The sequence below is a fragment of the Streptococcus sp. SR4 genome (assembly GCF_000517725.1).
Classification (GTDB): domain Bacteria; phylum Bacillota; class Bacilli; order Lactobacillales; family Streptococcaceae; genus Streptococcus; species Streptococcus salivarius_F.
The window spans coordinates 1-21452 of the sequence record NZ_AZYW01000035.1 but is presented as its reverse complement, the minus strand read 5'-3'; the positions used below and the strand labels follow the sequence as shown (position 1 = coordinate 21452).

The 21452-nt window shown below is 41.5% G+C and carries 21 protein-coding genes; 17 read left to right on the top strand and 4 right to left on the bottom strand.

The annotated features are described in order from the left end of the window. Positions 1–6: 6 nt before the first annotated feature. Complete coding sequence (gene ahpC / locus HMPREF1519_RS04480; RefSeq protein WP_022496765.1) at positions 7–567, bottom strand: alkyl hydroperoxide reductase subunit C; 561 nt, start codon at positions 565–567, stop codon at positions 7–9. Between the two features lie 272 nt (positions 568–839). Here ahpC and rpsB point away from each other — a divergent pair, with 272 nt between their 5' ends. Together rpsB and tsf are read left to right on the top strand one after the other, a co-directional pair. Next, entirely contained in the window at positions 840–1607 is a 768-nt protein-coding gene (gene rpsB / locus HMPREF1519_RS04475) for a 30S ribosomal protein S2 (RefSeq protein ID WP_002886342.1), read from the top strand. A 110-nt stretch (positions 1608–1717) separates the two neighbouring features. Further along, positions 1718–2758 carry a translation elongation factor Ts gene (gene tsf / locus HMPREF1519_RS04470; RefSeq protein WP_002886343.1) on the top strand — a complete coding sequence of 347 codons (1041 nt, stop codon included), beginning with the start codon at positions 1718–1720 and terminating at the stop codon, positions 2756–2758. 108 nt (positions 2759–2866) lie between these two features. Here tsf and HMPREF1519_RS04465 read toward each other — a convergent pair whose 3' ends face one another. After that, on the bottom strand, positions 2867–3337 hold the full coding sequence (locus tag HMPREF1519_RS04465) for a COG2426 family protein (protein ID WP_004182164.1): 471 nt from the start codon (positions 3335–3337) through the stop codon (positions 2867–2869). A gap of 317 nt (positions 3338–3654) precedes the next feature. Between HMPREF1519_RS04465 and HMPREF1519_RS04460 the strand changes: the two genes are divergently transcribed. Together HMPREF1519_RS04460 and HMPREF1519_RS04455 are read left to right on the top strand one after the other, a co-directional pair. Further along, the gene (locus HMPREF1519_RS04460; RefSeq protein WP_014633783.1) at positions 3655–4110 is read left to right on the top strand and encodes a CtsR family transcriptional regulator; all 456 of its coding nucleotides are present in this window, start codon (positions 3655–3657) and stop codon (positions 4108–4110) included. Continuing rightward, positions 4111–6561, top strand: a complete 2451-nt coding sequence (locus tag HMPREF1519_RS04455) for an ATP-dependent Clp protease ATP-binding subunit (RefSeq protein WP_022496764.1) — start codon at positions 4111–4113, stop codon at positions 6559–6561. Positions 6562–6690: 129 nt separating this feature from the next. On the opposite strand, the gene pbp3 (HMPREF1519_RS04450) is transcribed toward HMPREF1519_RS04455, so the two are convergent. Both pbp3 (HMPREF1519_RS04450) and pbp3 (HMPREF1519_RS04445) read right to left on the bottom strand, forming a co-directional pair. Further along, positions 6691–7947: a D-alanyl-D-alanine carboxypeptidase PBP3 gene (gene pbp3 / locus HMPREF1519_RS04450; RefSeq protein WP_022496763.1), complete on the bottom strand. Its 1257-nt coding sequence runs from the start codon at positions 7945–7947 to the stop codon at positions 6691–6693. Positions 7948–8091: 144 nt separating this feature from the next. Next, on the bottom strand, positions 8092–9339 hold the full coding sequence (gene pbp3, locus HMPREF1519_RS04445) for a D-alanyl-D-alanine carboxypeptidase PBP3 (RefSeq protein ID WP_022496762.1): 1248 nt from the start codon (positions 9337–9339) through the stop codon (positions 8092–8094). A gap of 209 nt (positions 9340–9548) precedes the next feature. Here pbp3 (HMPREF1519_RS04445) and pnp point away from each other — a divergent pair, with 209 nt between their 5' ends. From pnp to rpsI, 13 genes are all read left to right on the top strand, one after another. Continuing rightward, entirely contained in the window at positions 9549–11786 is a 2238-nt protein-coding gene (gene pnp, locus HMPREF1519_RS04440) for a polyribonucleotide nucleotidyltransferase (protein WP_022496761.1), read from the top strand. Then, on the top strand, positions 11783–12553 hold the full coding sequence (locus tag HMPREF1519_RS04435) for an SseB family protein (RefSeq protein ID WP_022496760.1): 771 nt from the start codon (positions 11783–11785) through the stop codon (positions 12551–12553). The genes pnp and HMPREF1519_RS04435 overlap by 4 nt, the downstream gene beginning before the upstream one ends. A gap of 84 nt (positions 12554–12637) precedes the next feature. Further along, positions 12638–13258 (top strand): serine O-acetyltransferase, encoded by a 621-nt coding sequence (cysE, locus tag HMPREF1519_RS04430; RefSeq protein WP_002886354.1) that lies wholly within the window; start codon positions 12638–12640, stop codon positions 13256–13258. Between the two features lie 376 nt (positions 13259–13634). Next, positions 13635–14978 carry a cysteine--tRNA ligase gene (gene cysS / locus HMPREF1519_RS04425; RefSeq protein WP_022496758.1) on the top strand — a complete coding sequence of 448 codons (1344 nt, stop codon included), beginning with the start codon at positions 13635–13637 and terminating at the stop codon, positions 14976–14978. Next, positions 14971–15372, top strand: coding sequence for a Mini-ribonuclease 3 (locus tag HMPREF1519_RS04420; protein WP_002886359.1), 402 nt, complete (start codon positions 14971–14973; stop codon positions 15370–15372). Before cysS ends, HMPREF1519_RS04420 begins: the two co-directional genes overlap by 8 nt. A gap of 289 nt (positions 15373–15661) precedes the next feature. Beyond that, on the top strand, positions 15662–17338 hold the full coding sequence (locus HMPREF1519_RS04415) for a hypothetical protein (protein ID WP_022496757.1): 1677 nt from the start codon (positions 15662–15664) through the stop codon (positions 17336–17338). A 47-nt stretch (positions 17339–17385) separates the two neighbouring features. Then, positions 17386–18129, top strand: a complete 744-nt coding sequence (gene rlmB, locus HMPREF1519_RS04410; protein ID WP_004182149.1) for a 23S rRNA (guanosine(2251)-2'-O)-methyltransferase RlmB — start codon at positions 17386–17388, stop codon at positions 18127–18129. 2 nt (positions 18130–18131) lie between these two features. Then, positions 18132–18647, top strand: a complete 516-nt coding sequence (locus HMPREF1519_RS04405) for an NYN domain-containing protein (protein ID WP_002889631.1) — start codon at positions 18132–18134, stop codon at positions 18645–18647. A gap of 8 nt (positions 18648–18655) precedes the next feature. After that, positions 18656–19516 (top strand): DegV family protein, encoded by an 861-nt coding sequence (locus HMPREF1519_RS04400; RefSeq protein WP_022496756.1) that lies wholly within the window; start codon positions 18656–18658, stop codon positions 19514–19516. Positions 19517–19667: 151 nt separating this feature from the next. Beyond that, on the top strand, positions 19668–20138 hold the full coding sequence (locus HMPREF1519_RS04395; RefSeq protein WP_037611280.1) for a hypothetical protein: 471 nt from the start codon (positions 19668–19670) through the stop codon (positions 20136–20138). Positions 20139–20147: 9 nt separating this feature from the next. Then, positions 20148–20348 carry a helix-turn-helix transcriptional regulator gene (locus HMPREF1519_RS04390; protein WP_002886373.1) on the top strand — a complete coding sequence of 67 codons (201 nt, stop codon included), beginning with the start codon at positions 20148–20150 and terminating at the stop codon, positions 20346–20348. Between the two features lie 250 nt (positions 20349–20598). Continuing rightward, the gene (rplM, locus tag HMPREF1519_RS04385) at positions 20599–21045 is read left to right on the top strand and encodes a 50S ribosomal protein L13 (protein WP_002886374.1); all 447 of its coding nucleotides are present in this window, start codon (positions 20599–20601) and stop codon (positions 21043–21045) included. A 27-nt stretch (positions 21046–21072) separates the two neighbouring features. Then, a partial coding sequence (rpsI, locus tag HMPREF1519_RS04380) for a 30S ribosomal protein S9 (protein WP_037611278.1) occupies positions 21073–21452 on the top strand: 380 nt, incomplete at its 3' end.

Below are 21452 nucleotides of genomic sequence, written 5' to 3'. Positions count from 1 at the left end.
TGGTTGTTAAATTTTACCTACAAGATCTAAGCTAGGAGTAAGTGTTTCAGCTCCTTCTTTCCATTTGGCTGGACAAACTTCACCTGGATGTTGGCGAATATATTGAGCAGCACGGACTTTATCAATAAGAGTGCTTGCATCCCGTCCGATACCGTCAGCGTTAATTTCCATCATTTGGATAACGCCATCTGGATCAATGATGAATGTACCACGTTGTGCGAGACCATCTTGCCCAAGAACATCAAAGCCTTGTGAGATGTGGTGTGAAGGATCTCCAATCATAGGATAAGTAATAGTTCCAACAACATCTGAGTCATCATGCCAAGCTTTGTGAACAAAGTGAGTGTCAGTAGAGACAGAGTAAACCTCTACACCAAGAGATTTAAGAGCTTCATATTGTTCTTGAAGGTCACCGAGTTCAGTTGGGCAGACAAATGAAAAATCTGCAGGGTAGAAGCAGAAAACAGCCCATTTTCCCTTAATATCTTCATCTGTAACAGTAATGAATTCCCCGTTGTGGTAAGCTTGTGCTGAAAATTCAATAATTTCTTTTCCGACTAATGACAAAATAATGTCCTCCTCTATTTTTGATAGCCTAATTATAAACAAAATACTTATCAACCTCAAAGAAAACGATTGCAATTTTAATACGGGTGAATTTTTTCTAATGGTCAGACTGATTTTAGAGCTTGTCAAATGTCACTTTTTTTGATAAACTACTATAGTTGCGTAAAGTGACAAATACTCATTCTAAGCCGATTGTGGTCTTGTTGCCGCAGGGTGGGACTGCAAGTCTAAAGCTTAGAAGAGGAAAAAACAATTTTTAAGGAGAAATACTCATGGCAGTAATTTCAATGAAACAACTTCTTGAGGCTGGTGTTCACTTCGGTCACCAAACTCGTCGCTGGAATCCTAAGATGGCTAAGTACATCTTCACAGAACGTAACGGGATCCACGTTATCGACTTGCAACAAACTGTAAAAATGGCTGATACAGCTTACGAATTCGTTCGTGAAGCAGCAGCTAACGATGCAGTAATCTTGTTCGTTGGTACTAAAAAACAAGCAGCTGAAGCAGTAGCTGAAGAAGCAACTCGTGCTGGTCAATACTACATCAACCACCGTTGGTTGGGTGGTACTCTTACAAACTGGGATACTATCCAAAAACGTATCGCTCGTTTGAAAGAAATCAAACAAATGGAAGCTGATGGAACTTTCGAAGTTCTTCCTAAGAAAGAAGTTGCACTTCTTAACAAACAACGTGCACGTCTTGAAAAATTCTTGGGTGGTATCGAAGATATGCCTCGCATTCCAGATGTAATCTACATCGTTGACCCACACAAAGAACAAATCGCTGTTAAAGAAGCTAAAAAACTTGGTATCCCAGTTGTAGCGATGGTTGATACAAACGCTGATCCAGATGAGATTGATGTAATCATCCCAGCTAACGATGACGCTATCCGTGCCGTTAAATTGATCACTTCAAAAATGGCTGATGCTATCATCGAAGGTAACCAAGGTGAAGATGCTTCTGCAGATTTCCAAGAAGCAGCTGCAGCTGATTCAATCGAAGAAATCGTTGAAGTTGTCGAAGGTGACAACAACTAATCTTTAAGATTGGTTTGGGCTCAATGCCCACTAAAGATACGACAAACACCTAAGGGGCGGGGCTCAGCCCTGCCCCTTAGTTTGATAAAATAAATTTGGAGAAAAACAAAATGGCAGAAATTACAGCTAAACTTGTTAAAGAATTGCGTGAAAAATCTGGTGCTGGTGTCATGGACGCTAAAAAAGCATTGGTTGAAGTTGAAGGTGATATCGAAAAAGCAATTGAATTGCTTCGCGAAAAAGGTATGGCTAAAGCAGCTAAGAAAGCTGACCGTGTTGCAGCTGAAGGTTTGACTGGTGTTTACGTTAACGGTAACGTTGCAGCAGTTGTTGAAGTTAACGCTGAAACTGACTTCGTTGCGAAGAACGCTCAATTCGTTGAGTTGGTAAACGAAACAGCTAAAGTAATTGCTGAAGGTAAACCAGCTAACAACGAAGAAGCACTTGCATTGACTATGCCTTCAGGTGAAACTCTTGAAGCTGCATACGTAACTGCTACAGCTACTATCGGTGAAAAGATTTCATTCCGTCGTTTTGCAGTTGTTGAGAAAACTGATGCACAACACTTCGGAGCTTACCAACACAACGGTGGACGTATCGGTGTTGTTTCAGTTATCGAAGGTGGAGATGATGCTCTTGCAAAACAAATCTCAATGCACATCGCAGCGATGAAACCAACTGTTCTTTCATACACTGAATTGGACGAACAATTTGTTAAAGATGAATTGGCACAACTTAACCACGCTATCGATCAAGATAACGAAAGCCGTGCTATGGTTAACAAACCAGCTCTTCCACACCTTAAATATGGTTCTAAAGCTCAATTGACTGATGCTGTTCTTGCTCAAGCTGAAGAAGATATCAAAGCTGAGTTGGCTGCTGAAGGTAAACCAGAAAAAATCTGGGATAAAATCATCCCAGGTAAAATGGACCGCTTCTTGCTTGACAACACTAAAGTTGACCAAGCATACACACTTCTTGCTCAAGTTTACATCATGGACGACAGCAAAACAGTTGAAGCTTACCTTGAATCAGTAAACGCTTCAGTAGTAGAATTCGTTCGCTTTGAAGTTGGTGAAGGTATCGAAAAAGCATCTAACGACTTTGAATCAGAAGTTGCAGCTACAATGGCAGCAGCTCTTAACAACTAATTCTAGTTGCTAGATAAAAAGAAAAGAAGTTACGTGAATGAATCGTAACTTCTTTTTTGTTGCTATTAAAAAAACGTCTGAGCATGCCCCAGACGTTGAAAAAAGTAATTAATGAGCGAAGGTATTTACACCAAGTAGAAGAGAGAGTGTTCCCATGATGATACCTGCAAGGATAACCCCAAGCATAACAGCAATAACACTACGTTTAAAGTCCCAATCTAGGATAGATGCTGCTAGGGTACCAGTCCAAGCTCCTGTTCCTGGAAGCGGAATTCCCACAAAAAGTAGAAGGGCCCAGAAGACACCCTTATCTCCAGCAGCTTTTTCAAGTTTTTGGCCACCACTGTGACCTTTTTTAAGACACCAGGTAAAGAAGCCACCAATTAGAGGTTTATCTGCCCCCCATTCGAGGACACGGCGGGCGAAGAAGAAGATAATTGGAACTGGAATCATGTTCCCAATGACACAAAGAATTAGGGCTTGCCACCAAGGGATACCTGAGGCGATAGCAACAGGAACGGCTCCACGGAGCTCAACCAAAGGAATCATAGAGATTAAGAGTGCAATGATGTATTTCATGAGTAACCTTTCATAGGGGAATAAAATAAGAGATAAGACTCAAAATGACATGAGCTTTATCGAGAGTGATAAGACTAATACTACTGCGAAAGTGCTAAAAAGTACTTGTTGGATTAGGTGGGTCTCAGCCTATCAAAGTAGATAGAAAATTTGAATCAAACACCTTAAGTTACCTAATATTTCAGTCTTATTTATTGTATCTTATATGGTCTCTAATGACAACTTTAAAAAGCTTTTTGAGGGTATAGTTTCCCATGAGCTGACATTTTTGGTATAATAATAGTCAGTTATAGTCAAATTAGACTGGAGGAATTAAGATGGCAAGAAATACATCAGATAGTATAGAAGAATATATTAAAGAATTGCTGGGCCAGTCTGGAATTGCTGAGATTCAACGCTCGAACTTAGCAGATACTTTTCAAGTTGTACCGAGTCAGATTAACTATGTTATTAAGACTCGTTTTACAGAAAGTCGTGGTTATATTGTTGAGAGTAAACGTGGAGGTGGCGGTTATATTCGTATCGTCAAGGTCAGATTCTCCGACAAGCACCACATGATTAATGATTTGCTTCAGAACTTGGCGGATCAGCTCAGCGAGCAGGTATTTACAGACTTGATTCAGTTGCTTTTTGATGAAAAAATCATCACTGAACGTGAGGGAAATTTGATTTTAGCAACTGCTAGTGATGATGTTTTAGGCGAAGATGCGGCTGCTATTCGTTCGCGTATTCTACGCTCGCTATTACTTAGATTGGATAGAAAAGGAAATTAGATGACGACATATTCAAGAAAAATGCAGGCCATTTTCCATCGTGCTCAGCTTGAGGCAGAGCGTTTTGGAAGTCCTTTCTTGGAGACTTGGCATGTGCTTCTGGCTATGGTTGAGGTTCCAGGATCTGTAGCCTACCTAACATTTACTGATTTTGAGGACCGTATTCGTGCGGAAGAGATTGAGACCGCTGCTGTACTAGCGATGGAGAAAAGTCCAAAAGACTTGTCTGAATCAGATATTATCGATTTACGTGCACAGTCACATGCTTTAGGGGCTATGTTGCAAGAGGCAGAGGGAATTGCTAGTGTAACTGGTGCTGTAGAGGTAGGGTCTGAACATGTATTGATGGCCTTTCTCCTTCATAAGGATTTGATGGTTTGTCGTCTCCTTGAAGTTGCTGGTTTTCAATATAAGGATGACAGCGATAAGCCTCGCATTATCGATTTACGACGTTCTTTGGAGCGTTACGCAGGTCTTAGTAAGCAAGATTTGAAGGCCATTCACGACCTTCGTAAGCCTAAAAAGTCAAAGGCATCAGGTAATTTTGCTAATATGATGCAGCCTCCTCAATCTTCTACTGGGGAACTGTCAGATTACACAAAAGACTTAACGGCAGTAGCCGAGTCAGGTGCTCTTGATCCTGTTATTGGACGTGAGAAAGAAATTTCACGCATGATTCAGGTTTTGAGTCGTAAAACGAAGAATAACCCAGTTCTTGTGGGTGAAGCAGGTGTTGGTAAGACGGCACTTGCGCTTGGCTTAGCACAGCGTATTGCTTCAGGCGAAGTACCTTTTGAGTTGGCTGATATGCGTATCTTAGAGCTTGATATGATGAGTGTGGTTGCAGGAACACGTTTCCGTGGCGATTTCGAAGAACGTATGAATCAGATCATTGATGAGATTGAAGCTGATGGAAAAATCATTCTCTTTATTGACGAATTGCATACGATTATCGGTTCTGGTTCAGGTATTGATAGTACCTTAGATGCGGCGAATATTTTGAAACCCGCTCTAGCACGTGGAACCCTTCATATGGTTGGAGCAACTACTCAAGCTGAGTACCAGAAGCATATTGAGAAAGATGCAGCTCTTTCTCGCCGTTTTGCTAAGATTACAATCGAGGAGCCAAGTGTAGCTGAGGCGATTGATATTCTAAAAGGCCTACGGTCGTCTTATGAAGACTATCATCGTGTAACGATTACTGATGAGGCGGTTGAGACAGCAGTCAAGGCAGCCCACCGTTATTTGACGAGTAAAAACTTACCTGACTCTGCCATTGACCTTTTAGATGAAGCGAGTGCAACTGTTCAAGGTCGTATCAAAAAAGAAGCCAAACTTGAAATAACGCCTTTGGACGAAGCGCTTCTATCTGGTGATATGAAGGCTGCTGTTAAACAATATAAGGCTAGCCAAAAAGCAAAATTACCAAAACCTGCCTTGGTAGATGCAGATCAGATTATGCAAACCCTTAGTCGTCTATCAGGTATTCCTGTTGAGAAGATGACTCAGGCAGATAGCAAGCGTTACTTGAATCTGGAAGCAGAGCTTCACAAACGTGTTATTGGTCAAGACGAAGCAGTTTCAGCGATTAGTCGTGCTATTCGTCGTAACCAGTCAGGTATTCGTACTGGCAAACGTCCGATTGGTTCCTTCATGTTCCTTGGACCTACTGGTGTTGGTAAGACAGAATTGGCCAAGGCTTTGGCGGAGGTTCTCTTTGATGATGAGTCAGCTTTGCTTCGCTTTGACATGTCAGAATACATGGAAAAATTTGCGGCTAGCCGCCTTAACGGTGCTCCTCCAGGTTATGTTGGATATGATGAGGGTGGTGAGTTAACAGAAAAAGTTCGTAACAAGCCTTACTCAGTTCTTCTTTTTGACGAGGTAGAAAAGGCTCACCCAGACATTTTCAACATTCTCTTACAGGTTTTGGATGATGGTGTCTTGACGGATAGTCGAGGTCGTAAAGTCGACTTCTCAAATACCATTATCATAATGACTTCGAACTTGGGGGCGACTGCTCTTCGCGATGATAAGACTGTTGGTTTTGGTGCTCGAGACATTTCTCATAATCATCAAGCTATGCAGTCACGTATCATGGAAGAGCTTAAGAAGGCCTACCGTCCAGAGTTTATCAACCGTATTGATGAGAAGGTTGTCTTCCATAGCTTAGAGGAAGAACAGCTTCGTGAGATTGTCAAAATTATGGTAAAACCGTTGGTTTCAGCTTTGGCTGAAAAAGGGATTGACTTGAAATTCCAACCAGCTGCCCTCAAGCATTTGGCTAAAGATGGCTATGATGTTGAGATGGGTGCTCGTCCATTACGTCGCACGATTCAAACTCAGGTTGAGGATAAGTTATCTGAGCTCTTACTAGGCGGCCAAGTAGTGAGTGGACAAACCCTTAAGATTGGTTGTTCGAAAGATAAATTAACCTTTACAGTAGTGTAAAGATTAAACAAAAAGACAGATTACAGGTGTAGTTTGTCTTTTTGTTTGTGTCAACAGGAGTCAAGGTAGAGTCAATCTTTCTGTAAAGTTGGGTAAAAGAAAAAGCCGAGCAAGGCTCGACTATAAGGTTTAGAGTTTTTCGTTGACAAAGGTGACAAAGTGATTCCACCAGACCTTGAGGAAGAAGCTTTTCTTAACTTCTTTACCAGCAACCAGTTCCATGCTAGGCATACCTTGGTTAGGTAGGTAACCTTCTCCGACAAGTGACTTATCTTCAAAGGTAGCAGTTCCAACCTTGTCTCCTGGTTTGACAGGAGCTTGGACTTGATTTGTAGTAACTTTAATATGTTTACTATTGTTAGCATCTATTTTTTGGATGATATTAAAGTCAGACTTAGCGACGGCAGTGACTTGCTTAGATTTACCATCAATAACATGGGCTTGACTTTTACCGATAGCTTGTCCTTTTTTGGCAATGGTCTTGCTTTCCCAATGATAGACTACGTAGTTAAGTAGGTCATTGGTTGCAGTGAAACGGGCGTAGTCATCAGTATCGGTATTATCAGCATTCATAATGACTGTGATAATGCTCATGCCACTTTCATTTGAGTGGGCCACGAAGGAAGCACCGGCCAAATCGGTGGTACCTGTTTTTAGACCATCAACTCCCTTGCGGTAACTAGGTTGTCCCTTAAGCATGTAGTTGAAGGTTTTAAGTTTGTTGACACCATCAAAATCAGCCTCGGTTTTTTTAGTGATATCGAGAATTTCAGGATATTCTTTCACCACGTGTTGCGCAATGATAGCAACGTCCTTAGCACTCATGGTGTTTTCTTCGTCAGATTTAGAGCCTGGATAGATATTGTCACCTAAGTAGGAATTATTAAGACCAGAGGCATTGACAATCTTGGCATCAGTGATACCCCAATCTTTAAGTTGGGCTTTCATCATATCGACAAACTTGCTTTCGGTTCCACCGATTTCCTCAGCTAGAGCAATGGATGCACTATTGGCACTGGAAATAAGGGTTGCGTCAAGGAGCTGTTTAACAGTGTACTTACGGGCATCTAGTGGAATATTGGATACTCCGGCACTGACAGTTAGTTCAAAGGGATAGTCAGAAATCTCAACTTTGCTATTCCATTTGAGGTCTCCCTGATCTACCGCTTTATACACCATGTAGGCCGTTAGGAGCTTGGTAATAGAGCCAATCCCTGTAGAGGTAGTGGCATCTTTTTCGTATAAAATTTTGCCAGTAGTCGCTTCGACAGCGATGGCATGTTTGGCTGCGGCATCATATCCTTTTTTCTTATCTGCTGCAAAAGCAGGGGCTACGCTTCCCAGACAGAGTAAGAAGGTCATCATAAGCGTAATCAGTTTTTTCATGGTTTGTTCCTTCATGTGTTTTGGATATTTATTATACCACATTTTGAGAGGAACTTAAGGTGTTGAGAAGGGGCTTTTACTTACAAGACCAATTTTGAAGGCAAGATAAAACTACCTTTTGATAGCTAAAAGGTAGTTTTGTGTTTACTTGTTTCCTGTAAAGAAATTAACGATATGATTCCACCAAACTTTTAAGAAGAAACTTTTCTTGATAGATTGGTTGGCTGTTACAGAAACTTGAGGTGGCTCAGAGATGTAACCTGTCCCTACGAGATCCTTATCATCAAAAGTTGCAGTTCCGATAGTATCCCCTTTTTTGATAGGTGCCGTTATGGTTTTTGCTTTGATTTTAACAGCATCATTTTTACTATTTATTTTTTGAACGACCGTAAGGTCTGACTCGAGTTTAGCAGAGATGGTTTGGCTATCTCCGTCAGCCACCTTGATATCATTTTTCTTGACGATTTGTCCTTTGGTGTTGAGGGTTTTGATTTCCCAGTTTTGTGTCACATAATCTAGCAACTCATTTGTGGCTGTGAATCTGGCAGCTTCATCTTCTCCGCCATTATCCGCATTCATAACAACGGTAATCAAGCTCATGCCATTTTCATTGGAGTGGGCTACGAAGGAAGCCCCTGCAAGTTCAGTTGTTCCAGTCTTGAGTCCATCAACGCCTTCACGGTAGTTGTCTTGACCTTCTAACATGTAGTTGTGCGTCGTTAATTTGTTGTCACCTTCGAAATCAGTTTCGGTTTGCTTGGTGATTTCAAGTACCTGAGGATAGTCTTTGATGAGGTGGTCTGCAATAATGGCAACATCTAGAGCACTCATAGTATTTTCGTCATCTGCTTTAGAGCCAGGATAGCGGTTATCGCCTAGGTATTTATTATTTAGTCCTGAAGCGTTGTATAATTTAGCATCTGTAATGCCCCACTCTTTAAGTTGGGCTGTCATAGTGTCAACAAATGCACTCTCTGATCCTGAGATTTTTTCAGCTAGAGCAATAGCAGTACTGTTAGCGCTGGAAATGAGGGTGGCATCTAGGAGCTGTTTAACAGTGTATTTTCGGGAATCTAGTGGGACATTTGAAACTTCTGAATCAACGGTTAAGTTGAAAGGATAGTCTGAGATATCGACGTCAGTGTCCCAGGTAATTTTTCCTTGGTCAACTGCTTTATAGACCATGTAGGCTGTTAGGATTTTAGTCATTGAAGCCACACCGTCAGGAGTAGTGGCGTCCTTTTCATAGAGGACTTTCCCTGTAGTTGCTTCGACAGCAATCGCATGTTTAGCGGAAACATTGAAGTCATCTGTCTGTTCTTGTGCTAGAGCAGGTGTTACTAGGCCTAGTAAGATTAAGGCAATCATAATGATGTGTTGTAATTTTTTCATAGTCATTCCTTTGTCTCTCATAAGTGTTTATTATATCACAAAACGACTTAAATATCTGAGAGAAAGGGAGACTTGGGTGCTAACTTATGCCGGAGCTCTGCCATTTTTGACTATATTATGGTAAAATGAAAGTTATATCAAATGAATGACATAAAGTTGACCGGTTCGTTTTTGTAAGGGCTGGTCATGGATAAAAAGAGGGATCAAACATGGCTAAACAAACTTTTGAGATGACCTTTGCAGGACGCCCGCTTGTCGTTGAAGTTGGGCAGGTAGCCAAGCAGGCTAATGGTGCTGTCGTCGTGCGTTATGGAGATACAACGGTATTATCAACAGCTGTTATGTCTAAAAAGATGGCAACGGCAGATTTCTTTCCTTTACAGGTTAATTATGAGGAAAAAATGTATGCAGCTGGCAAGTTCCCGGGGGGCTTTAACAAGCGTGAGGGTCGCCCTTCAACAGATGCCACGTTGACTGCTCGCCTCATTGATCGTCCTATTCGTCCTATGTTTGCGGAGGGCTTTCGTAACGAAGTTCAGGTCATTAACACGGTTCTCTCTTATGATGAGAATGCTAGTGCTCCGATGGCGGCTATGTTTGGGAGTTCTTTAGCTCTTTCTATCTCTGATATTCCTTTCAATGGTCCAATTGCTGGGGTTCAAGTAGCCTATGCTGCAGAAGATTTCATCATCAATCCAAGTGCAGCGGATAAGGAAGTTTCACTTTTAGATTTGACAGTGGCAGGTACCAAGGAAGCTATCAATATGGTAGAGTCAGGTGCCCAGGAATTGTCTGAGGATATTATGTTGCAAGCACTCTTGAAGGGGCATGAGGCCATTCAAGAGTTGGTTGATTTCCAAAATTATATCGTTGCAGCTGTTGGTAAGGAAAAGGCTGAGGTTGAACTTCTACAAGTTGATGCTGATTTGAAAGTCGAAATCGAAACAGCTTATTATGATCAGTTAGCGAAGGCTGTTCAGGTGGAAGAAAAACTGGCGCGTGAAGCAGCAACTCAGGCTGTAAAAGAAGAAGTCCTCGCTTCTTATCAAGAACGCTTTGCAGAAGATGAAGATAAGGAAACCATTCTGCGTGATGTGGCAGAAATTCTTGAGCAGATGGAACATGCTGAGGTGCGCCGTCTCATTACCGAGGATAAGGTTCGTCCAGATGGCCGTCGTGTGGATGAAATCCGTCCTTTGGACGCAGAGATTGACTTTCTTCCTAAGGTTCATGGTTCAGGTCTCTTTACACGTGGTCAAACTCAAGCCTTGTCAGTTTTGACTTTGGCACCTATGAGTGATACACAGCTTGTTGATGGTTTGGATCCAGAGTATAAGAAACGTTTCCTTCACCACTATAATTTCCCTCAGTATTCAGTGGGTGAGACAGGGCGTTACGGTGCACCAGGTCGACGTGAGATTGGTCACGGAGCCTTGGGTGAACGTGCCCTTGCTCAGGTTCTCCCAAGTGTTGAAGAGTTCCCTTATGCTATCCGTTTGGTAGCAGAAGTCTTGGAGTCAAATGGTTCTTCCTCACAAGCTTCTATTTGTGCAGGAACCTTGGCTCTTATGGCTGGTGGTGTACCGATTAAGGCACCTGTTGCAGGTATTGCCATGGGACTTATCTCAGATGGTACTAACTACACTGTCCTAACTGATATTCAAGGTTTGGAAGATCATTTTGGAGATATGGACTTTAAGGTGGCTGGGACACGTCAAGGAATTACAGCTCTTCAGATGGATATTAAGATTTCGGGTATTACACCGGCCATTCTCGAAGAGGCTTTGGCTCAGGCAAAGGTAGCTCGTTTTGAAATTCTTGATGTTATTGAGTCAGCAATCGCTGAGCCACGTCCAGAATTGGCACCAACAGCACCTAAGATTGATAGCATTCAGATTCCTGTTGACAAGATCAAGGTTGTCATCGGTAAAGGTGGCGAAACTATTGATAAGATTATCGCTGAAACTGGTGTCACTATTGATATCGATGAAGAAGGTCTTGTTCAGATTTTCTCTAGCGATCAGGATGCTATTAACCGTGCTAAAACTATCATCTCCGATCTTGTACGTGAAGCTAAGGTTGGAGAGGTTTACACTGTACCCGTTGTCCGTATTGAAAAGTTCGGTGCCTTCGTCCACCTTTTCAATAAGACAGATGCTCTCATCCACATCTCAGAACTAGCTTGGGAACGTACTGAGCATGTCGAAGATGTGGTTAAAGTTGGGGGTACGGTAACTGTTAAAATTATCAAAATCGATGAAAAAGGACGTATCGATGCCTCAATCAAGGCCTTGCTTCCTAAGCCTGAAAAACTTGATGATGGGGAAAATGGAGGAGAGCATCGTCACCGCCGTCGTTCTCATCATAAACCACGCCACCATAATGAAAGTGGTGAAGCACCGAAAAATCCTGATAAATCAGAAACGAAAGAACAGACAGAAGAATGACAGAAAATCAAGAATTGCAAGCTTTTGATGAAACTCTAAAAGAATTTTTAAAGGAACCAGACCACTTTTTAACCAGTCTGGCTTTGGTTAATCATTTACAACGTACTCCCGTCTTGGCTGCCCAAGACCTCTACGCAGTTGAAGTGGAAGGAAAGAAGGTTGTTCCTGTCTTCACTAATGAACAGGACCTACAATCTTTCAAAGCTACTCAAGAGAGTGCTCGAGAGCAAACTTGGGTAGAACGTTCGAGCTTAGATGTTTTAACACAACTGGTTCAGGCAGAGCTTTTTGGTCTTGCTTTCAATTTAAAAGAGGATGGTGACTTCTCGAATACCACTCTTTTTGCAAGCAGTGAACTCATCCAGTTTATCAACTATTTCACTCAGACCCTTAATAATCTTTTGGGTGAGGAAAATCAAAAGGCAGATCCTAAAGATAAGATTTATCTTGTTCCAGCCTTCATTCATAAACGTGAGGAAGATGGCCAGGATGACCGTCTCTTTGCGACCATGTCGAATGCAGAGGGACAGAGTTATGTGCCTGTGTTTACGAACTTAACGAGCTTTGCAAAATGGTACGGTAACGAGACTTTTGGCCTACCTTTCCGTAAGGCTAAAGGGACGATTTTGCAGTGGCCACTGTCAGAAATTTACCAGCCTTCAACAGGTGAAAATGAGTTGGATAAGGTTCAAGGTATTGTCATCAATCCGTTTGATGAGCAGCCTGAGTTAGTCGACTGGTCTTATTTTGAAGGGGATAGCGAGTAGACCTAGTGTTAGTAGCTTTCCACTTTAAAGAATAATAGGCCACAGCAAACAATAATAACAATAATGATGTAAGGAGTGACCTAAATGGGTTGGTGGAAAGAAAGTATTGATATAGTAAAGAAAAATGACCCAGCAGCTCGGACGAGTCTAGAGGTTCTTTTAACCTACCCTGGATTAAAAGCCTTGGCTGCCCATCGTATCTCACATTTTCTCTGGCGCCACCATTGTCGACTCTTAGCGCGTATGCATAGTCAGTTTTGGCGCTTTTGGACTCAGATTGAGATTCACCCAGGTGCTCAGATTGCTGAAGGTGTTTTCATTGACCATGGCTCAGGCCTTGTCATTGGTGAGACAGCTGTTGTGGAGAAGGGCGCTATGCTTTACCACGGTGTCACTTTAGGTGGTACTGGTAAAGATGTCGGAAAACGTCACCCAACCGTTCGTGAGGGTGCCTTGGTTTCAGCCCATGCTCAGGTCATAGGCCCTATTGAGATTGGCAAGAATGCTAAGGTTGGGGCGGCAGCCGTGGTTGTTGCAGATGTCCCAGAAGATGTTACAGTCGTTGGTGTTCCTGCTAAGGTTGTGCGTGTTCATGGTCAAAAGGATGAAGAAGTTATCCACGATATTGAAGAGGGTCGTGAATACTATAGTGAAAAGCTAGAAGACCTTCTAAAAGCAGCTAGCTTCCACTCATCACGTCTATAAGGAAAGGAAACGATGAAACTCTTTAGTTCAAAGGTGACTCGATTGACGGTTGTGGGTCCTCTTGCTCTTGTTTACATTGCTTTACATAGAGCAGACTATAGCATGGCCGCCTTATGGTTTTGCATTGCTCTTTTATGGGCCGGTCTGGTTTTTAAGCAACGACACAAGTGAGATTTGAGTAATGAAAAAATTCTTCAAGGACAATCCTTTTTTGGTCTTCTATATAGTTGGGAGTTTTCTTTCAGCTATGTCTCTCTTGGCTCAAGGTCAGCTAGTTGCGACTATTTGGATTATCATTCTCGTTATACTCTTGTGTTTGTACCTAAACCATATCAAGGATAAAAAATAGTTTCCAGTTAATTGAAAGGAATCTCAAGTGATTAAAATTTATGATACGATGACACGTTCGCTCCGTGATTTTGTACCTTTGACAGAAAATGTTGTCAATATGTATGTCTGCGGACCAACAGTTTACAATTATATTCATATCGGAAATGCCCGTTCAGCAGTAGCTTTTGATACTATTCGTCGTTATTTTGAGTATTGTGGCTATACAGTCAACTATATTTCCAACTTTACGGATGTAGATGATAAAATCATCAAGGCAGCCAATGAAGCTGGTATTTCAACTAAGGAATTGTCGGACAAGTTTATCGCGGCCTTTATGGAAGATACCGGACAACTTGGCATCAAACCAGCGACACAAAATCCACGTGTTATTAACTACATGGATGAAATCATTGCATTCGTGTCAACCTTGGTTGACAAAGGATTTGCCTATGTCTCTGAAGGTGATGTTTACTTCCGAGTAGCTAAGTCAAACAACTATGCTAAATTGGCTAACAAAACCTTGGAAGATCTTGAAATTGGTGCAAGCGGACGTACGGATGCTGAAACAGAACGTAAGGAAAATCCTCTGGATTTTGCCCTTTGGAAAGCTGCCAAAGAGGGAGAAGTTTCTTGGGACAGCCCATGGGGACCTGGTCGTCCTGGTTGGCACATCGAATGTTCTGTAATGGCGACTGAAATCCTTGGAGATACTATCGATATTCATGGTGGAGGTGTAGACCTTGAGTTTCCACACCATACCAATGAAATTGCCCAATCCGAAGCCAAAACTGGCAAGACCTTCGCTAACTACTGGATGCATAATGGTTTTGTCAATGTGGATAATGAAAAAATGTCAAAATCCTTGGGTAACTTCGTGACCGTTCATGATATGCTTCAAACGGTTGATGGTCAAGTGCTTCGCTTCTTCCTAGCAACACAACAGTACCGTAAACCAATTAACTTTACAGAAAAAGCTATCCATGATGCTGAAGTTAATCTTAAGTATTTGAAAAATACCCACAGTCTTCCGTTGACAGATCAGGTGAATCAAGCTGAGTTGCAAACTTATCTTGACGCCTTCCAAGAAGCTATGGATGATGACTTTAATACGGCAAATGGAGTGACTGTTCTGTTTGACATGGCCAAATGGATTAATTCAGGCAATTATGATCAAACCGTTAAGGATGCTTTTGAAAAAATGCTCCAAGTCTTCGGTATTGTTTTCGAAGAAGAAGTCCTTGATGAAGATATCGAAAAACTCATTGAAGAGCGTCAAGCGGCGCGTGCCAACAAGGACTTTGCGACAGCAGACCGCATTCGCGATGAGTTGGCTGCTCAAGGTATCAAACTTCTTGATACCAAGGAGGGCGTGAGGTGGACACGTGACTAAACATCTTGATGTCAACCTTATTAACGGCATTGCTCTCGCCTTTGAGGGAGATGCTGTTTATTCCTTGTACATTCGCCGTCACCTGATTTTTCAAGGTCAGACCAAGCCAAACCAACTGCACCGTCTAGCTACACGCTATGTTTCAGCTAAGGCCCAGGCTAGTCTCATTGAAAAAATGCTAGAGCAAGAGCTTTTGACTGAAAAAGAGCTAGACATCTATAAAAGAGGTCGTAATGCGAATAGCCATACCAAGGCTAAAAATACAGATGTTATTACCTATAAGATGTCAACAGGCTTCGAAGCAGTCATGGGCTATCTTCATATGACCGAGGATATCGCTCGCTTAGAGGAACTGATTGCTTGGTGTATTGACGAAGTTGAAAAAGAAATCTAAAAATTCTGCCGAGAGCAGGATTTTTGTTATTTAAAGGCTATAAAAATTGTAACAGTTAGCCAGAGTTTTAACATTTAGATTATTTGAGAATCAAAGTAATTCAGCGTCTTGACAATGAAAAATAAGATGAAACTAATATTTAGCACCTTGAAAATGAGAAAGTTAAGGGATGTCTGACACGTGTAAAACCCCGATATAATAGCGTTTTTTAATAAAACTAATTTGACAGAAAGTAAAAAAAAAGTCTATAATATTAGTAAATGAGGCCATCTAAAAAATGAGGAGGTGAATGGAAATAGCTAAGAAAAAAGTTTTCTATACAACTTTTGCTGCTTTGATTTTATCTAGCTTTACGCTTCAAACAGGTAAAGCAGATGAGGTTCAGGTAAAACCTGATGAAGCTAAAATAGATTATGTTAATAGTGAGGCACCGGCTCCAGTTGCTCCTCAGGCTGATCTTTCTTCAGTAGGAGCTAAGGCAGAGCCAGCGAGTCAAGTAAGTTCAGTAGTGACCTCAACGTCACTGATGGTTGTCTCTTCAAGTGAGACAGATGAGGGGCTTCTTGAGGTACATTCTCAAGTTGATATCGTGGAGACTAGCGTTTCTACGACGACACCTCATTCAGAAGAGGCTCGTGCCCAGGCTTTTGGTGAGGATCGATCAGTAGCGGCATCTGAACGAGGAGATGCAAACCCAACATCTGATTCTGAACAAGCTAAACCAAATATTGTGCTTACTTATGATAAGTCTCGTGAGGCTACAGCGACTGCAGAGTCTCAAGCTGTGACTTCAATGTATAAGAGTGAAAGCACCCTATATACATCTGAACTTGCTGGAAATACACATGCAGTTATTGAAAAATCAGAGTATTCTTCACTGGATTCTCATACGACATCTGTAAGTGCGACTCCTACTAGCCAAGCTATTGCAACTTCTGAAGTCGCTTCTGAGTCTGCAAGTACTGCAAGCTCTCTTGCATCTACCGCTCCAGAAACGAGTCAGTTAAATAATAATTCAGAAGATAGCTTAACTGTCCTTACGGTTGGCTGGAAAGATTCATCATCAACTTCTGAGGTCTTTAAAACTTCTGAAGTGGTTTCTATGTTGCAAAGTGAGAGTTTGACCTATTCGTCAGAGGTAACCTTTACGGATGGACTCATCTCAGAAATCTTAGCAACTCCAATCACTTCTGAAGTATACACCGTTGTTCCAAAACGAGATAGTACTGGAGCGCTTCTTGAAGATCAACCTGCTGTTACAGGGAATACAGATATTCTTTATTTAGCACGTGGTGAAATCTTTAACGTCAACTTTGATGTTAACAAGATGGAAGGTAAGAAGATTAAGGGCCTTAATCTAGTCCTTGATGGCAAACAAATTCATCATAGCTACTTTGTTGAAGGAACTCTGGATGAGGTCAATGCTGGTTTGAGTGCCTACCATTTGGCAGAGCAAACGACTGGTATTCATAAAATGACCTTTGAGTTGATTGATACGAATAACAATATTCATTACCTGACACAGACTTTTAGCGTCTTCAATGAAGGCGAGCGTCCAGTGACACCTGATAGTTACCGTAGGAATCAGTATTCATCAACAACGACAACAACGACTGTACCGGTTACTTATAATACCAGTGCAAATAGCTACACTGAAACCGCCAATCATATACAAGCTACGGCTGTTAATGAGTTGGCTGAGACAACTAGAGCGCTAACACAGCAATTGGCAGAACAAATTGCTGAGGTTTTGAGTGGTTGGTCTTCAGCAATTTCTGGAAATAGTTCAACAAGCACAGGTTCAATTGATATCTTCCAAGCAGCAGGTAAAACCATTACTCAAGCTGCGAGAAAGATTGCAGAATCAATCTCAGATCCAGATACAATTGGTAAGCAAGCTTTGGCTGCTGCAACTGTTGTTCTCGTTCTTCTAGTGCTTTACCTAGCAGCAATTACATTTATTTAACATGCTTTGCCCTCGTAAGAGGGCTTTTTTTATGATAGAATTAGCTTATGAAAACAACTAAAGAATTAAGTCTAGACATTGTTTATGGTGTGCATGCCGTAACAGAGAGTCTGGAAGCAAATACTGGTAATAAACTCTATATTCAAGATGATCTTCGAGGGAAAAATGTTGATGCCATTAAGGCTTTGGCAGCTGAAAAGAAGGTCTCCATCTCTTGGACACCTAAGAAAACCTTGTCTGATATGACAGGTGGAGCTGTGCATCAAGGTTTTGTTCTTCGTGTGTCAGAGTTCGCTTATTCTGAGCTCTCAGTTATTATGGATAAGGCTGAACAAGAGGAGAATCCTCTAGTCCTCATTTTAGATGGACTCAACGACCCTCATAACTTTGGTTCTATCCTACGTACAGCTGATGCTACTCAGGTGACAGGAGTTATTATTCCTAAGCATCGTGCTGTGGGGGTAACACCTGTCGTTGCCAAAACATCAACAGGGGCTGTGGAGCATATTCCCATTGCCCGAGTGACCAATCTTAGCCAAACTCTTGATAAACTTAAAGAAGCAGGCTTCTGGGTGTTTGGGACAGATATGGATGGCACACCATCTCATAAATGGAACACAGCTGGAAAGGTTGCCCTTATCATTGGTAATGAAGGTAAGGGAATCTCTGCTAACATCAAGAAGCAAGTGGATGAGATGATTACTATTCCTATGAGTGGTCATGTGCAGAGCCTTAACGCCAGTGTGGCAGCTGCAGTTCTCATGTATGAAGTTTATCGAAACCGATTGTAACTATGAAAAAAAGAATACTTCTGGTTGATGGTTATAATATGATTGCCTTTTGGCAAGAAACCCGTCAACTCTTTAAGACCAATCAGCTTGATGAAGCTCGTGAAACATTGCTTCGTAAGCTCAATCATTATGCTAACTTTGAACATATTGATATTATCTGTGTGTTTGATGCTCAGTTTGTTCCAGGGAGCCGTCAACGTTATGATCAATATCGTATCAGTGTTATTTTTACTGAGGAAGATGAGACAGCAGATAGCTATATTGAGCGCGCAGCGGCTGAGATGAATACTGTTCAAAATCTAGTTGAAGTAGCAACTAGTGACTTAAATGAACAGTGGGCTATCTTTTCACAAGGAGCTTTACGTGTTTCGGCGCGTGAGTTGGAAGAGCGTGTCAATACAGTAAAGTCTGACTTAGACAAGATGTCGGCACATATTGACTTAAAGACACCAAAACTACGTCCATGGGACGATGCACAATTAGGGAAATTACAGGACCTTTTAAATGAAATAGAATAGAGGGATATATGACATTTAACATTTTGACAGATTCCACAGCAGATCTAGATGAAAAATGGGCTCAGGAGAATAAGGTAGAGCTCGTTGGTTTGACCATCACGCTTGATGATATTGCCTATGAGACCGTTGGTCCTAACCGTTTAACGAGTGACCGTCTCTTAGAACGTATGCAAGAAGGCAGTCAGCCAACCACAAGCCAGGTGAATGTTGGTCAATTTGAAGAGGTTTTTCGTCGTCATGCCAAAAATGGTGATGCTCTTCTCTATATTGCCTTCTCATCAGTGCTTTCAGGTACTTATCAAAGTGCTGTTATAGCGCGTGACATGATTTTGGATGAATACCCAGAAGCTATCATTGAGATTGTAGATACTCTAGCGGCAGCAGGTGGGGAAGGTTATCTTTCTATTTTGGCGGCAGAAGCTCGTGACCAAGGTAAGAGCTTGTCTGAAACGAAAGCCATGATTGAGGACATTCTGCCACGTTTACGGACCTATTTCTTAGTTGATGATCTCTACCATCTCATGCGTGGGGGTCGCCTTTCTAAGAGCTCAGCCATTATTGGTAGTTTGATTAATATCAAACCCCTTCTTTGGTTGGACGCTTCAGGCAAGTTGGTTCCTCTGGCCAAAATCCGTGGACGCAAAAAGGCCATTAAAGAAATGGTCCTGCAAGCTACCCAGGATATTGGACATAGCACAGCAATTGTTGCTTATGCCAATGATATTGAAGCTGCGGAGAATCTAAAAGAACAATTGTTAGCAGTTGACGGTATTGAGCAAGTTCTCATTATGCCACTTGGACCAGTCATCTCTACCCACGTCGGACCAGATACCTTAGCTGTCTTTACGATTGGTAAAGAAGCTAGATAGAAATAGTGTCAGATAGGATTTCCTATCTGATTTTTTGTTTTCTGAAATGATAGATTAATAGAATATAAAAGATAACCTATACAAAATGAATGGTATATTTGACATTACGTAAAATAATGCTATAATGAATCTAGAAAATGGAGGAAACAAAATGAAAAAGTCAAAGAAAAAAGTAGCTAGCATGATGGATGAACGTGCTCAGTTAATCAGTGCAGAATCTTCTGCTAGAGCTTATTGGGTAGCCATTCTTGGTATATTTGTAACGATTCTGGTTGCTAGTAAGACACACTCCCTAGAATTAGCTCAGTCATTATTAATTATCACTTTCTTTGGTTCTATGTGCGTGCTCGTCGTGTACAGCGTATCACGGAATGGGCATCCATTCTTACTGGACAAAAAAATTGAGAAGAAAGTATTAATATTTTCCTGGGTAATGTTACTTGGTGGAACTTTTGTATCGTTAATATATCTACTAATTTTAGTACAGTCGTTTAGATTGGGTAAGAATCTTATGGGCAGTGTAACAGCTTTGATATCGAGTTTGATTGTATGCTATGAAGGATGGGCTATCATTAAAAGAATCAAGAAAAACCGTCTGGAAGAACTAGAAGACGAAGAATAGGATTTTTGAATGAAAAATTTAAAAATGAAGTCGGCGCGTGTGGCAAAAGACCTCACTCAACAAGGCTTGGCAGATGCTATAGGAGTTTCTCGTCAGACCATCTCAGCTATTGAAAAAGGTGATTATAACCCTACTATAAATCTGTGTATTGCTATCTGCAAAACTCTGGACAAAACTTTAGACCAGCTTTTTTGGGAATCTGAGGATTAGTTTGTATCGCTTTAGAGGTTATTTAGGCATGATTTCTAGTCTTACGCTTTATAAAATTAGAGACTAAAAAAATACAAAAAATAAAAGAAAAACACCTCCAAATGACTTGCCTTGGACGTGTTTTTTTGATATTATGTTAAACGGTATTGTTTACCCCATTTGAAAGGCCCCGGAACCTTCCAAATACTTTTCGATGGGAAGGAACACCCATCACTCGTAAACAAAAATCGAACTATATATAGGAGAAATCATGAACAAAACAACATTTATGGCTAAACCAGGCCAAGTTGAACGTAAATGGTATGTCGTTGACGCAACTGATGTGCCACTTGGACGTCTTTCTGCAGTAGTTGCTAGCGTACTTCGCGGAAAAAACAAACCAACTTTCACACCACACACTGATACAGGTGACTTCGTAATCGTTATCAATGCTGAAAAAGTTAAATTGACTGGTAAAAAAGCAACTGATAAGATCTACTACACTCACTCAATGTACCCAGGTGGATTGAAACAAATCTCAGCAGGTGAACTTCGTTCTAAAAATGCTGTTCGTTTGATCGAAAAATCAGTTAAAGGTATGCTTCCACACAACACTCTTGGACGCGCACAAGGTATGAAATTGAAAGTCTTCGTTGGCGGTGAGCACACTCACGCTGCACAACAACCAGAAGTACTTGATATCTCAGGACTTATCTAATTCTAAGAGGAAAGGAGCACTAATATAATGGCACAAGCACAATATGCAGGTACAGGACGCCGTAAAAACGCCGTTGCACGCGTACGTTTGGTTCCAGGTACTGGTAAAATCACAGTTAACAAAAAAGATGTAGAAGAATACATCCCACACGCAGACCTTCGTCTCGTTATCAACCAACCTTTTGCAGTTACTTCAACTGAAGGTTCATACGACGTACACGTTAACGTTGTAGGTGGTGGATACGCTGGTCAATCAGGTGCGATCCGTCACGGTATCGCTCGTGCACTTCTTCAAGTAGATCCAGACTTCCGCGATTCATTGAAACGCGCTGGACTTCTTACTCGTGATGCACGTATGGTTGAACGTAAGAAACCAGGTCTTAAGAAAGCTCGTAAAGCATCACAATT

Bases quoted from the DNA above. Each gene is read 5' to 3' on its own strand.
- rpsB (WP_002886342.1), top strand. From the start codon at position 840: ATGGCAGTAATTTCAATGAAACAACTTCTTGAGGCTGGTGTTCACTTC.
- tsf (WP_002886343.1), top strand. From the start codon at position 1,718: ATGGCAGAAATTACAGCTAAACTTGTTAAAGAATTGCGTGAAAAATCT.
- HMPREF1519_RS04465 (WP_004182164.1), bottom strand. From the start codon at position 3,337: ATGAAATACATCATTGCACTCTTAATCTCTATGATTCCTTTGGTTGAG.
- HMPREF1519_RS04460 (WP_014633783.1), top strand. From the start codon at position 3,655: ATGGCAAGAAATACATCAGATAGTATAGAAGAATATATTAAAGAATTG.
- HMPREF1519_RS04455 (WP_022496764.1), top strand. From the start codon at position 4,111: ATGACGACATATTCAAGAAAAATGCAGGCCATTTTCCATCGTGCTCAG.
- pbp3 (WP_022496763.1), bottom strand. From the start codon at position 7,947: ATGAAAAAACTGATTACGCTTATGATGACCTTCTTACTCTGTCTGGGA.
- pbp3 (WP_022496762.1), bottom strand. From the start codon at position 9,339: ATGAAAAAATTACAACACATCATTATGATTGCCTTAATCTTACTAGGC.
- pnp (WP_022496761.1), top strand. From the start codon at position 9,549: ATGGCTAAACAAACTTTTGAGATGACCTTTGCAGGACGCCCGCTTGTC.
- HMPREF1519_RS04435 (WP_022496760.1), top strand. From the start codon at position 11,783: ATGACAGAAAATCAAGAATTGCAAGCTTTTGATGAAACTCTAAAAGAA.
- cysE (WP_002886354.1), top strand. From the start codon at position 12,638: ATGGGTTGGTGGAAAGAAAGTATTGATATAGTAAAGAAAAATGACCCA.
- HMPREF1519_RS04415 (WP_022496757.1), top strand. From the start codon at position 15,662: ATGGAAATAGCTAAGAAAAAAGTTTTCTATACAACTTTTGCTGCTTTG.
- rlmB (WP_004182149.1), top strand. From the start codon at position 17,386: ATGAAAACAACTAAAGAATTAAGTCTAGACATTGTTTATGGTGTGCAT.
- HMPREF1519_RS04405 (WP_002889631.1), top strand. From the start codon at position 18,132: ATGAAAAAAAGAATACTTCTGGTTGATGGTTATAATATGATTGCCTTT.
- HMPREF1519_RS04400 (WP_022496756.1), top strand. From the start codon at position 18,656: ATGACATTTAACATTTTGACAGATTCCACAGCAGATCTAGATGAAAAA.
- HMPREF1519_RS04395 (WP_037611280.1), top strand. From the start codon at position 19,668: ATGAAAAAGTCAAAGAAAAAAGTAGCTAGCATGATGGATGAACGTGCT.
- HMPREF1519_RS04390 (WP_002886373.1), top strand. From the start codon at position 20,148: ATGAAAAATTTAAAAATGAAGTCGGCGCGTGTGGCAAAAGACCTCACT.
- rplM (WP_002886374.1), top strand. From the start codon at position 20,599: ATGAACAAAACAACATTTATGGCTAAACCAGGCCAAGTTGAACGTAAA.